We start from the raw sequence: 12,316 nt of genomic DNA, 5'->3' as shown, positions 1-12,316 counted from the left end.
CGAATTCCCTGTAGGAGCGAGCGCAGCTCGCGATGGGGCGCGCAGCGGCCCCAACGTCTCAGCTTCGCGGCGCTTACCGCCGGGGCTGCTCTGCAGCCCATCGCGAGCTACGCTCGCTCCTACCGGGCGGCGTTGGCCTGGCGTGCGCTGTCTACCCCGACGACCCCCACAACCCGGCGCCACAGCCTGGGGTCGACAGCACCCTGAACCCGATCGAAAAGCCCATGCCACGGGACACCGACCCGCGCATACAGGGTGGAATCCGCCGGCCAAGCTGAACGATGACCGCGACCTGCCGGGAATGGATGGCAGCGGCTCGGAGGGCATGGGCCGTCAGGGTAGCGGCGACACACAGCGCTGATAGCCTACCCCCTCGCCGCGCCAGCCTAACTGCATCGCGAATTCCCTGTAGGAGCGAGCGCAGCTCGCGATGGGGCGCGCAGCGGCCCCAACGTCTCAGCTTCGCGGCGCTTACCGCCGGGGCTGCTCTGCAGCCCATCGCGAGCTACGCTCGCTCCTACCGGGGGATTGCGCGACCCGCAGGGCTGGGCAATGTCCTAGCGGGGCGGGGTTGGTTGCTGCCCAGGCATTCACCACTGCCGCTTGTCGGGCCGGCTCAACCCGAGCTTTTCAATCCGGTAACGCAGCATATCCCGCGAAAGCCCCAAAATCCGTGCCGACTTGGTCACGTTCCAGTCGGTGCGGTCCAGGGTCTTGCACACCAGGTCCCGCTCCATGTCCGGCAAGCTGGTGCACGCTTGCGGCTCGTAGCGGGGCATCTCGTACACGGTCGCCGTGGGCTGCGCCAGCGGCTCGTCAACCAGCGTCATGCACAGGTTGAGCTGGTGCGCCTGCACCACCTCGTTGGGCGCCAACAGCACCGTTTGCTCCAGCATGTTGCGCAGTTCACGCACATTGCCGGGCCAGGTGTAACTGAGCATCAGCGCTTCGGCCTCGGCACTGAAGCGCAAGTTCGGCTTGCCGTAACGGCGCCCGTGGTGGGCCAGGAAATGCCGGGCCAGCAACAGCACATCCTGCCCACGCGCATGCAGGCGCGGCACCTTCAGGGCAATGATGCGCAGGCGGAAGAACAAGTCGCGGCGAAACTTGCCCTGCTGCACCATCTGCTCCAGGTTGCAGTTGGTGGCACTGATGACCCGCAGGTCGACCTTGCGCTCCTTCACCGCACCAATCCGGCGAATGCTGCGGTCTTCCAGCAACTTGAGCAGCTTGGCCTGGAGCACCAGGTCCATCTCGCCGATTTCATCGAGGAACAAGGTGCCACCATCGGCCGCCTCCACCAGCCCGACGCGACGCTCCTTGGCATCGGTAAAGGCGCCCTTCTCATGGCCGAACAGCTCGGCTTCCAGCAGGTTGGCCGGGATCGACGCACAGTTGAACTCGATGAACGGCCCCTTGGCGCGCGAGCCATCGAAATGCAGGGCCCGGGCGACCAGCTCCTTGCCGGTGCCGGTTTCACCCTCCACCAGCACCGGCGGCAAGTCGTCGCTGGCCATGCGCCGCTCGGCGTCGAGCACCTGCCGCAGGGTGTGCTTGAGACTGACCATCGCCGGCGACTCGCCAATCAACGCCTGCAAGCCCGACTTCTGCGCCTCGCGCTCCTGGTAGAACGACAAGGTCCGTTCCATGCGCTCGGTGGCCAGCGCTTTGTCCAGGGTCAGCTTGAGCTCGGCCAGCACCACCGGCTTGGTCAGGTAGTGAAAGGCGCCCTCCTTCATGGCCTGCACGGCATCCTCGACGTTGCCGTAGCCGGTCATCATGATCACCTTCAACTCCGGCGCCTGCGCCACCAGTGTACGCAGCAGGTCATGGCCGCTCATGCCGGGCAGCGAGTTGTCGGTGAGCACCGCGTCGGGCTGCGCCCGCTTGATCTGCTCCAAGGCAAGTTCCGCGGTGTCGCAGAGCACCACTTCGTAGCCCTTGAGGCTCAGGTAGGTGCGAATGTTCTCGCCGAGAACCTCATCGTCCTCAACGACCAGAATGCTGTGGTCCATGGTCCCCTCCCGCTGCAATATTGAAAGTGAGGCTGACGCGGGTTCCTTCCTCTTCACGGCTGCTCAGGCTGACCGAGCCGCCGAAACGTTCCATGATGCGTTTGACCAGGGCAAGGCCCACGCCCAGGCCGCCCTGCTTGGTGGTGAAGAACGGCTTGAACACCATCCGCTCCTGTTGCTGGGTCATGCCCTTGCCGGTGTCGCTCAACAGCAGCTGCGCGCGCCCACCGTCCTGCACAGTCACCTGGGCACGCAGCTCGCCGCCCTTGGGCATGGCTTCCAGGGCGTTGGAGAACAAGCTGTTGAGAATCTGCGTAAGCTGCAGCGACTGGCTGGCCACCCATTGCACCTGCGGCCCTTCGAAGGCAAACCGCACGCCATTGCGCTCGATCTGCTGGGCGAACGCCAGGTAGGTGTCTTCGATGGCCGCCACCAGGTCCACCACTTCGGGGTTGTCGCTGGTCGGGCGCAGCGACACCAGCAGCTCGCGCACCCAGCGCGACATGCGGTCGACCTGGCTGATGATGTCGGTGATGTTCTTCTGCGCCAGCGGGCTGGCGATTTCCTGCGCCAGCTCGGCGCTGGAGCGAATGTTGGCCAGCGGGTTGCGCAGGCTGTGGGCCACCGCCGAGGACATTTCCCCCAGCGCCACATAGGTTTCGCTGGCGACCAACCGCTCCTGCTGGTGCTGCAGCATCAGCGATGCCCGGCGCACGATCCAGAACAGGCCGAAGTAGATCAGCGCCCCGCCCACCAGGGACGAGGCCCAGATCAGCACATAGCCGCGCTGGATGCGGCGAATCAGGTCCTGGGGCTCTTTATAGATCTCGACCATGGCCAGCACCTGCTCGCCCTGGCTGTCGAACAGCGGAATGTAGTTCTCGATGAACAGGTGGCGCGGCTCACGCTCGAACTGCTGCTCCTCGCGGTCTTCCTCAGGCTTGTGGTAACTGGCGGAAACCGACTTGCGCGAGCGGAAGGCGTGCTCCAGGTCATCGTCATCGCTGATGCGCTTGCCCACCAGTGACGGGTTGGTCGACCAGACGATACTGCGGTCCCTGGCATAGACATTGGCCAGCAAGGCGTCGGGCAGGTGCGCGACATGGTCGAGGAATTCCTCCCGTGTCGACTCGGCCAAGGCCGGGCTGAACTGCAAGTGCTGCTGGTCGAAGCGCGCGTCGATCAGCTCGCCCATGGTAGTGCCTGGCGGCAACTGCGAGTGGCGCACCTCGGCCTGGGCCATGGCCTGGATGAACTGGGCGGTGAGCATGGCGTCGCGCTGCACGCTGTCGCGCACGACGAAACGGGTGGAAACATAGCCCAGGCCACCGGCCACCGCCGTGATGATCAGCAGGCTGATCAGCGAAAACCAGCGCAGCAGGTTGAACGGCTGAAACGGCGCGGCAAGGCCACTGGCAGGCAGGCTTGCCGTTTTGCCTGGAAGGTCGTTTCCCAGCATCTGCATCGCATGGCTCCCGCTTGGGGATGTTATTCAGAAGGCCCCCACTCACTACTACGACTGGTAGCGATAGGGTGGCGCTGTCCCTGACTGACGTAACGGCCGTGTGTCGCACATGGGTAAAAGCAAAAAATCAGCCAACGGTAAACAAAATTTAAATATCCATAAATATCAATGTATTACGACTACATCCTAGATTCCTTATCATGAAAATTCCCCACATTTGGGTATTTTTCACCCAAAAACCATAAACCTTTATTTATCAGTTATTTACAAGAAATACTTGATGCAAATTATCCTGTATTCGCCAAGCGAAAGGTCAGCGATACCCGAGTGCCGTGCCCCTGGCTGCTGCTCAACCTGACCGAGCCGCCGAAGCGCTCCATGATCCGCCGCACCAGCACCAGCCCCACACCCAGGCCGCCCTGCTTGGTACTGAAAAATGGCCTGAAGGCCATGCGTTGCTGCTGCTCGCTCATGCCCTTGCCGCTGTCGGACAGGCGCAGGGTAACGCTGCGCCGGTCGCGCTTCACCAGCTCCACCTTCAGCCGCCCGCCCTCGCCCATCGACTCCAGCGCGTTGTCGATCAAGCTGCTGAACACCTGCGCGAGCAACGCCGGCTGGGCCAGCACCTGAACCGCCGGCAACGCGGGAACATCCAGGGCCACACCCGCACGGGCCAACGGCACGGCGAAGGCCTGCAGGCTTTCCTGCAGGGCCTGGGACAACTCCACCGGCACCGTCTCGTCATTGAGCGGGCGCAGCGACTGCAACAGCTGGCGAATCCACTGCGACATGCGGTCGACCTGGCTGATGATTTCGTTGATGTTGCGTTGCGCCGGGCCCTCGTCGAAGGCCTGGGCCAGCTCTGCGCTGGAGCGAATGCTGGCCAGCGGGTTGCGCAGGCTGTGGGCCACGGCCGACGACACCTCGCCCAGGGCCACATAGGTTTCACTGCCGATCAAGCGTTTCTGTTGCACCGCCATCAACCGCACGGCCCGGCGCATGATGGTGTACAGGCCGACATACACCAGCGCAGCACCAACGGCGATGGCCACCCAAAGCAGGATCAGGCCATGCTCGATACGCACGATCAGGTCGTGGGGCTCCTTGTAGATCTCCACCATGGCCATGACCTCGTCGGCGTCGGCATCGAGCAGCGGTATGTAGTTTTCGATGAACAATTGCTCGGGGGGCGTGATGAACTTCTGCTCGCTGCGCGCCTGCTCGACAGAGTGGTAGCTCGCCGACACCCGCAGGCGATACTCGAAGGCCCGGTCCAGGTCCTCGTCGCCTTCGATCAGCTTGCCCATCAACGCCGGGTTGCTCGACCAGATCACCGTGCGGTCCGGGGCATAGATGTTCACCAGCAGCATGTCGGGCAGATGGGCGATATGGTCCAGGAACTCGCCACGGGCCTTGCGCCGCGCCTGGGGGTCGACACCCGGCATGGCCACATGGTCGGTGCGCGGGTCGAGCAGTTCGCCCATGGTGCGTATATTGGGGATCGACACATGGCGCACCTCGGCATCGGCAATCGAGGTGATGAACTGCGCCGTGAGCAAGGCGTCGCGCTCGATGCTCTCATCGATGATGAAGCGGCTGGAGATCAGCCCCAGCCCTGCCGCCACCGACAGGATGAATGCCAGGCTGACCCAGGCGTACCAGCGCAGCAGGTCGAATGGCTTGCGCGCGGCGCTGGCCTCGCTGCCGGCAGGCGGCGCTGGCATGGCGTGACGGGGGGCGATGTCCATGTCGGACTCCACGGCTGGGCACCTGTTGAAGGTTATAGCCCAGTGCTGGGGAAACCCCGCGTGGTTCAGGACGAAATGCGCGCTTTATGCAGCCCTCCCCGGTTACAGCGGTGAATCGTCGGCCAGCCCCTGCAGCTTGCGGTACTCGCGCAACACCGCCGGCACGTAGCGCCGGGTTTCGGCGAACGGCGGCACCGCGCCGCGGCGCAGCACCGCGTCGGGGCCTGCGTTGTAGGCGGCCACGGCCAGGGTAATGTCATTGTCGAACAAGGTCAGCATGCGCTTGAGGTAGCGCGCACCGCCCTGCACGTTGTCCTCGGGGTCGAGGATATCCTCCACGCCCATTTCCCGGGCCGTGTCGGGCATCAGTTGCATCAGGCCCACGGCGCCGGCCCGTGAGCGGGCCTTGGGGTTGTAGCCGGACTCAGCCTTGATCAACGCATGCAACAGCGCCTGGGGCACATTGTGCGCACGTGCCGCCGCCGCCACCAGGTCGGCATAGGGCCGGCCGGTGATCAGCTGCGCATCGCGGGGGCCGGCCTGGGCCACAGGTTCGCTGATTACCCGGTCGTAATGGCGCCCCGGCCGGTGAACGTTGCTCAGTACGTAGCCGCCCTTGGCATCGATGGAAATGTACACATCGGCCTGGGCGCTTGCCGCCGCCAGCCACAGCATCACCAGGATCATCGCGCGCATGTCGGTCGCCTCCCCGCCGTGCCCCCGTTGTGGGGGAAATGCCCCGGAAAACCCGGGCTTTGCTGATACACCGCAAGCACTGTGCCGCTTGCCATGGCGCATGGCGCAAGGCCCCGAGGCAGACGTGCACGGCTGTTGCATGGGGCTGTGAAAAGCCTGTCCCCAGCAGCGGAGGTCTACACCATGCAGCGCAAACCCAACCCCCAACGCGGCTTTACCCTGCTCGAACTTCTGGTGGTGCTGGTGGTGCTCGGCCTGTTGGCCGGCATCGTCGCCCCCAAGTACTTCAGCCAGCTCGGCCGTTCCGAAGCCAAGGTGGCGCGGGCGCAGATCGAGGGCCTGGGCAAGGCCCTGGACCTGTACCGCCTGGAAGTGGGGCATTACCCCAACAGTGAGCAAGGCCTGCAGGCCCTGGTGGCCGCCCCCAGTGGCGAGCCACGCTGGACCGGGCCGTACCTGCAGAAGGCGGTGCCCCAGGACCCTTGGGGCCGCCCGTACATCTACCGGCAACCCGGCGAGAACGGCGGCGAGTACGACTTGCTGTCGCTGGGCAAGGATGGCCAACCCGGCGGCGAAGGCGAAAACGCCGAAATCACCAGCTGGCAATAAGGAGAACGACCATGCGCTATAGCCTCAAGGCCCTGGGCAGACAGGGCGTGGTGCAGATCCAGATCGACGCTGAAGACGCCGAGCAGGCCCGCCGCCAGGCCCAGGACCAGGGCTTGCGGGTGGTCAGCGTGCGCGGCCAGGGCCGCAACTGGCGGGCATTGGCCTGGCGCCGGGCAACGGTGTTCGACCTGGTGCTGTTCAGCCAGGAACTGACCACCTTGCTGCGCGCCGGCCTGCCTTTGATCGACGCGCTGGAAAGCCTGGCGGAAAAGGCCCCCCTGGGCACGCCGCGCAAGGTACTGAGCGAGCTGGTGCGCCAGCTGTACGAAGGCCGTTCGCTGTCGCAGGCATTGGCCCAGCAGCCACGGGTATTTCCCCCCTTGTATGTGGCGCTGGTGCAATCGAGCGAGCGCACCGGCGCGCTGGGCGATGCCCTGGCCCGCTACATCGGCTACCGCCAGCGCCTGGACCTGGTGCGGCAGAAACTGCTGGGCGCCTCGGTCTACCCCCTGCTGCTGTTGCTGGTAGGCGGCGGCGTGGTGCTGTTTCTGCTGGGCTACGTGGTGCCGCGCTTCAGCCTGGTGTTCGAGGGCATGGGCAGCGAACTGCCCTGGCTGTCGCGGGTTTTGATGGATATCGGCCTGTTCCTGCATGCCCAACAGCTACCCCTGGCCCTGGCCACGGCAGGCGGCATTGGCGCCTTGGTGGTGTTGCGGCGCAACCCCCAACTGCGGCGCTTTGGCTCGCGCCAGTTGCGGCGCCTGCCGGCCCTGCACCAGCGGCTGGTGATGTATGAGCTGGCACGCTTCTACCGCTCCCTGGGCATCCTGCTGCAGGGCGGCATTCCGATCCTCACCGCCATGGGCATGGCCCGCGGCCTGCTCGGCAGCACCTCGGCCCAGGGCCTGGAGCAGGCCAGCCGGCGGGTGGGCGAAGGGCTCTCGTTGTCCGATGCGTTGGAACAGGGGCAATTGGTGACCCCGGTGTCGCTACGGCTGCTGCGCGCCGGCGAGCAGTCGGGGAACCTGGGCGAGATGCTTGAGCGCTGCGCGGATTTCCACGACCAGGAAATCGGCCGCTGGGTAGAGTGGTTCGTCAAGCTGTTCGAACCCCTGCTGATGACCTTCATTGGCTTGCTGATCGGCTTTATCGTGATTTTGATGTACATGCCGATCTTCGAGCTGGCGTCGAGCATCCACTAGCCTGTGGCCGTAAGCTCAATAGTCGAAGCGGTCCACCGCCCGCCGCCGCTCATTGTCATCGCGCCGGTCATAGCTGGCCGTGGTCTGGATATTGGCATGGTGGGCCAGTTTCTGTGCAATCGACAGGTCGTGCTCCTCGATCACCCGGGTGATGAACGCCCGGCGAAAATCGTGGGGCATGATTTTCACCCCCACCTGCGCCCCGCGCTGGCGGGCGATGTAGTAGATCGCATGCTTGGTGATGCGCGCGCGGGTGATGTGGCTGCCACGGCGGATCCGGTTGAACAGGAACGGGTCGTCCGATGCGCCTTCGGGCAGGTCCTGGCGGCGCAGGTCGAGCCAGGCTTGCAGCTTGTCGAAGGCCCAGGGCGGCGCGTACTTGATCAACTGCCGGTTGCCCTTGCCGGTAACCTGCAGGCTACGGGCCTGGAAATCCACTTGGCTCAGGTCGATGTCCACCGATTCGGACTTGCGCATGCCGGTGCCATACAGCAACGCGATGATCGCCGCATCGCGAACGCCCTGGGGCCTTGGGTCGGCCGCGCAGACGTCCATCAGCTCGCGAATCAGGCTACGGCGCAGGTTGCGCCCAGGCGGCAGGCGGCTACCGCTGGCCGGCTTGACCTCGCGGATGCGCAACAGGCGCTCGTGGTCGATCAGGCCCATGCGCCAGGCTTCGTTCATCACCCCGCGCACCGCATTGACATACAACGACGAGCTGTTGGGCGCATAGCCATCGGTGCGCAAGGCTGCCACCAGGCCGATCAGGTGGCCGGGTTCCAGCAGGTGCCAGGGCATATCGGCCAGGTTGCATTCGACGAAGCCGAGCCGGTCGGCGGCGTCCTGGAGCACGTAGCGCATGGTTTGCTGGCTGGAGGGGGCCAGGCGGGCGAGGTATTGCAGCAAGGGGCTGTGCGAAAGATCGGACAAAACGTGAATCCTGAAGCGAAACGACTGCGCGCAATGGTACCGCAAAGCGCGGCGGTTGATCGAACCCGCACTGCCTGGGCGATCTGTGGTCTAGAGTTCAAGCCAAGCAAACGCCAGCGAGCCCCTATGGTTCTTCATCGCCTCACCCGTACCCACCCCCGCCTGAGCATTGCCGCCCTCGCCGGCGTGATCGGCGCCTGGTTGATACCCGCCGACGACACCGTGCAGCGTGTGCTGAGTGGCTGGAACGTCGGCGTCTGGCTCTATTTGTTGCTGGTACTGTGGTTGACCTGCCGGGCGAGCCCGGAAACCGTGCGCAAGGTGGCCCGGGTCGAGGACGAGAACGCGGGGTTGGTGTTGTTCACCGTGTGCATCGCTGCCATCGCCAGCCTTGCCGCCGTCACCTTGCAGTTGGTGTCCAGCCGCGGCCTGCAGGGTGGTGCGCTGGCGCTGCACTACCTGTATACCGGGTTGACGGTCGCCGGCTCATGGTTGCTGATCGGCTGCATCTTCAGCCTGCATTACGCCCGGCTGTTCTATACCGGCGACCGCCATGAGCCGGCACTGCGCTTCGCCGACGGTGAACGCAACCCTGATTATTGGGATTTCCACTACTTCTCGTTCACCATCAGCGTTGCCGTGCAAACGTCCGACATCGGCGTGGGTGGGCGTGGCATGCGCCGGGTGGTGTTGGCCCATTCGTTGGTGGGGTTCGTGTTCAATACAGCGATTCTGGGGTTTACCATCAATATTGCGGCTGGGTTGTTGGGGTGAGCGGTTGGGCGCCTCAACCCCTTGTAGGAGCGGGCTTGCCCCGCGAAACAGGCACCGCGGTGCATGGCACCGGCTTCGCCGGTGTTCGCGGGGCAAGCCCGCTCCTACAGGGAATTTTGGCGCCTTGCGCACGCTCTAGCCGTTCGTCCGAAACAGCCCAACCCGCCCGCTTGCGATCAGATAGCCAGCTAAGCACCTTTTCCGCCGGTAACCACCATGGAAAACGTTTGCCTGCGCACATGCCGCCCAAGCGCCTTGCATGACAAGCCTGTGAACACCGTCATGCATTAGTACATTTGTCTTATTCGCCCATCATTCTCAACGGCGCCGAGTGCTATGTTTACTATCCCGGTGCCGCGCTGTGGCCCCGATCACCCTGCCCAGGACGGGCAAGGAGGCTGGCATGAACAAACTGACGTTCCCCAACGCCTGCCAGGTGATGCGCTGGCATTTCCACCCGCTGGGTTTCGAAGCCAGCATGGATGCGCCGCGCAGCATGGTCGCACGCCTGTTCGACCGGGCCACCGGTGAAACCCTGCTGGCCATTGCCGGCATTCCCTGCACGGCGATCATGGCCGCGGCGGATGTGGAACGCATCATCGAAGCCGTCGAGGCCGAAATGGAAACCTTCGCCCCGGCCTTCAGCCTGCGCGATGCAGGCTAGACAGCCGACTCGCTTTGCACGCGCAACGCCTGCAAATTAGCCATGAACGCCTCCGCAGGTACCGGCTGCCCAAGCAAGTAGCCTTGTAGCGAATCGCAGCCCAGCCGTGTCAGAAATGCCTGCTGGCGGTCGGTTTCCACCCCTTCGGCAACAATTCGCAGGCCCAGCGCCTGGCCTAGGGCGACAATCGCCGAAACGATCGCCGCATCGTCGCTGTCCTGCTCCAGGTCGCGCACGAAGCCGCGGTCGATCTTCAGCTCGTTGGCCGGCAGGCGCTTGAGGTACATCAGGCTCGAATACCCGGTGCCAAAATCATCGATCGACAGGTCCACACCCATGTCGGACAAACGCTGCAGCACCATCAGGCTGGCATCGGCGTCATGCATGGCAGTGGTTTCGGTAATTTCCAGGGTCAGCCGGTTGGCCGGCAGGCCGTTATCGGCAAGGGCGCGGGCAACGCTGTCGACCAGGCTGGCATGGCAGAACTGGATGGCCGACAGGTTAACCGCCATGCGCCATTCGGCGTGGCCTTGGTCCACCCACTGGCGCATCTGCCGGCAGGCTTCATCCAGTACCCACTCACCAATCGGGATGATCAGGCCGGTCTTTTCCGCAAGGCCGATGAAACGGTCGGGCAACAGCAACCCATGCTGGGGGTGCTCCCAGCGCAGCAAGGCCTCGGCACCGATTGGCTGGCAGGCCTGGGCGTCGAACTTGGGCTGGTAGTGCAAGCGGAACTGCTTGTGCTCCAGGGCCTGGCGCAAGTCCTGCAGCAGTTGCAGTTGCTGGCGCGCGTTGCTGTTCATCGAGGCGTCGAAGAAGCTGTAGCCGTTCTTGCCCGCGCTCTTGGCGTGGTACATGGCGGCGTCGGCATTGCGCAGCAACTCAAGCTGGTCCTGGCCATTACCGGGGTACAGGACGATGCCCAGGCTCGCGGTCAGCTGCAGGTCGTGCTCGGCAACGCGGAAGGTACGCGACACCAGGTTCACCTGCTTGACCGCCACATCCATGGCATCGTCCGGTTCCTGCAACTCCACCAGCAGCACGAACTCATCGCCGCCGATGCGCGCCAGGGTATCCTGGCTGTGCAGGTGGCCCCGCAGGCGCGCCGCCACGGCCTTGAGCAGCAGGTCGCCGACATGGTGGCCGAAGGCATCGTTGACCGGCTTGAAGCCATCCAGGTCGATGAACATCAGGGCAAAACAGCCACCCTGCTCCGCCACCTTGCCAATGGCCTGGTCGATCCGGTCGGACAGCAACGTACGGTTGGGCAACCCGGTGAGGGTGTCGTGCAGGGCCAATTGGGTCAGTTCCTGGTTGGCCAGGGTCAGCGAATGGGCAAGCTCGGCGGTGCGCGCCTCCAGGCGTGCATCCAGCACCGAGGTCAGCAGCGCCACCGCCAACACCGCCAGGGTGGTGATCAGCACCAGGTAGACCAGGCCCTCGCCTTGCACGCCGCCGGCCAGCGCGCCGCAGAAGCTGCCTTCGGGGAAATTCGCCGCGGCCATGCCGGTGTAGTGCATGCCGACGATGGCAACCCCCATCAACATCGCCGCCAGGCCGCGGATCTGCCGCACGTAAGGCGTATGCTGGCGCAGGCGGAAGGCGATCCACAAGGCAGCGGCCGAAGCCCCAACCGCTATGGCCAGCGAGGCACCGAACAGGGTGGGGTCGTAGTCGATGCCAGGCAGCATGCGCATGGCGGCCATGCCGGTGTAGTGCATACAGGCAATGCCTGCGCCCATGATCAACGCGCCCAGGCCCAGTTGCAGGCTGGGCAGGCTCGGCTGGCTGACCAACCAGAGGGCAAAGCCTGAGGACAAGACGGCGATCAGCAACGAAAACGCCGTCAGGCCGATGTCGTAGCCCAGGCTGATGGGCAGGCTGAAGGCGAGCATGCCGATGAAATGCATCGACCAGACGCCAATCCCCATGGCCAGCGCGCCGCCGCCCATCCATAGGTACACGGCGCGTCCCTTCGCCGTGGCGATGCGGCCCGTGAGATCCAGGGCGGTATAGGACGCCAGGATGGCCACACACAGTGAGATCAACACCAGCGAGGAAGAGTAGCTACCGGTCAGCATTGGCAGTTCCAACATCGGGACAGGGGGCCCAGGAAAAACTGACGATTGTACTCAAGCTTTGGCGAAACGCACGGGGTTTCTGCGAATGGGAATGGATCCAACCGGTGTACCTGGGCGCTGTGGCGCTTG

General features: G+C 64.5%; 10 protein-coding genes. 4 read left to right on the top strand and 6 right to left on the bottom strand.

Annotated features, from left to right (window positions below; translation table 11 throughout):
* Nucleotides 1–590 precede the first annotated feature (590 nt).
* From F3J44_RS02600 to F3J44_RS02585, 4 genes are all read right to left on the bottom strand, one after another.
* The gene (locus F3J44_RS02600) at nucleotides 591–2,015 is read right to left on the bottom strand and encodes a sigma-54 dependent transcriptional regulator (protein WP_167270480.1); all 1,425 of its coding nucleotides are present in this window, start codon (nucleotides 2,013–2,015) and stop codon (nucleotides 591–593) included.
* Nucleotides 1,990–3,480 (bottom strand): PAS domain-containing sensor histidine kinase, encoded by a 1,491-nt coding sequence (locus F3J44_RS02595; RefSeq protein ID WP_167270478.1) that lies wholly within the window; start codon nucleotides 3,478–3,480, stop codon nucleotides 1,990–1,992. Before F3J44_RS02595 ends, F3J44_RS02600 begins: the two co-directional genes overlap by 26 nt.
* A 287-nt stretch (nucleotides 3,481–3,767) precedes the next feature.
* Complete coding sequence (locus F3J44_RS02590) at nucleotides 3,768–5,228, bottom strand: ATP-binding protein (RefSeq protein WP_167270476.1); 1,461 nt, start codon at nucleotides 5,226–5,228, stop codon at nucleotides 3,768–3,770.
* A gap of 102 nt (nucleotides 5,229–5,330) precedes the next feature.
* Nucleotides 5,331–5,924 (bottom strand): lytic transglycosylase domain-containing protein, encoded by a 594-nt coding sequence (locus F3J44_RS02585; protein WP_167061035.1) that lies wholly within the window; start codon nucleotides 5,922–5,924, stop codon nucleotides 5,331–5,333.
* A gap of 183 nt (nucleotides 5,925–6,107) precedes the next feature.
* Here F3J44_RS02585 and gspG point away from each other — a divergent pair, with 183 nt between their 5' ends.
* The gene (gspG, locus tag F3J44_RS02580; RefSeq protein WP_167061031.1) at nucleotides 6,108–6,533 is read left to right on the top strand and encodes a type II secretion system major pseudopilin GspG; all 426 of its coding nucleotides are present in this window, start codon (nucleotides 6,108–6,110) and stop codon (nucleotides 6,531–6,533) included.
* 11 nt (nucleotides 6,534–6,544) lie between these two features.
* Nucleotides 6,545–7,735: a type II secretion system F family protein gene (locus tag F3J44_RS02575; RefSeq protein ID WP_167061028.1), complete on the top strand. Its 1,191-nt coding sequence runs from the start codon at nucleotides 6,545–6,547 to the stop codon at nucleotides 7,733–7,735.
* A gap of 15 nt (nucleotides 7,736–7,750) precedes the next feature.
* Here the strand turns inward: F3J44_RS02575 and xerC are convergent, their stop codons facing one another.
* On the bottom strand, nucleotides 7,751–8,665 hold the full coding sequence (gene xerC, locus F3J44_RS02570; RefSeq protein ID WP_167061024.1) for a tyrosine recombinase XerC: 915 nt from the start codon (nucleotides 8,663–8,665) through the stop codon (nucleotides 7,751–7,753).
* A gap of 126 nt (nucleotides 8,666–8,791) precedes the next feature.
* On the opposite strand from xerC, the gene F3J44_RS02565 reads away from it, so the two are divergent.
* Nucleotides 8,792–9,439 carry a DUF1345 domain-containing protein gene (locus F3J44_RS02565; RefSeq protein ID WP_167061021.1) on the top strand — a complete coding sequence of 216 codons (648 nt, stop codon included), beginning with the start codon at nucleotides 8,792–8,794 and terminating at the stop codon, nucleotides 9,437–9,439.
* A 403-nt stretch (nucleotides 9,440–9,842) separates the two neighbouring features.
* A complete protein-coding gene (locus F3J44_RS02560; RefSeq protein ID WP_167061018.1) occupies nucleotides 9,843–10,103 on the top strand; it encodes a DUF1652 domain-containing protein in 261 nt (86 codons plus the stop codon).
* Here F3J44_RS02560 and F3J44_RS02555 read toward each other — a convergent pair.
* Nucleotides 10,100–12,187 carry a bifunctional diguanylate cyclase/phosphodiesterase gene (locus F3J44_RS02555; RefSeq protein WP_167270474.1) on the bottom strand — a complete coding sequence of 696 codons (2,088 nt, stop codon included), beginning with the start codon at nucleotides 12,185–12,187 and terminating at the stop codon, nucleotides 10,100–10,102. The two genes, F3J44_RS02560 and F3J44_RS02555, sit on opposite strands and share 4 nt — an antisense overlap.
* Nucleotides 12,188–12,316 lie beyond the last annotated feature (129 nt).

Origin of the sequence: Pantoea sp. Tr-811 (assembly GCF_011752535.1) — a bacterium.
Classification (GTDB): domain Bacteria; phylum Pseudomonadota; class Gammaproteobacteria; order Pseudomonadales; family Pseudomonadaceae; genus Aquipseudomonas.
Note: the sequence above shows the minus strand (reverse complement) of the source record. Positions and strands in the feature narration are given on the sequence as shown.